General features: G+C 45.1%; 1 protein-coding gene. It reads right to left on the bottom strand.

Annotated elements, in window-relative coordinates; translation table 11 throughout:
* On the bottom strand, nucleotides 1-213 hold a 213-nt coding region (locus CHH91_RS19780), incomplete at both ends, for an FAD-binding oxidoreductase (protein ID WP_141234285.1).

Below are 213 nucleotides of genomic sequence, written 5' to 3'. Positions count from 1 at the left end.
GCTTTGTTAAGTCATAGCCGGTCACGTTTTTAACCGTTCTTCCCCCTGTACGAATAATTTCTCCTTCTGGTGTTACTACTTCTAAGCCGAGGACATAATCTTTCGTGACGCCATACTTCAATCCTCTTGGCCCTCCTGCATTTTCAGCAAGATTTCCGCCAATGGTTGATACATGAGAACTACTTGGATCGGGCGGGTACATAAAGCCAATCT

Source organism: Virgibacillus sp. 7505 (assembly GCF_002272135.1).
Taxonomy (GTDB): Bacteria; Bacillota; Bacilli; order Bacillales; family Amphibacillaceae; genus Terribacillus.
Note: the sequence above shows the minus strand (reverse complement) of the source record. Positions and strands in the feature narration are given on the sequence as shown.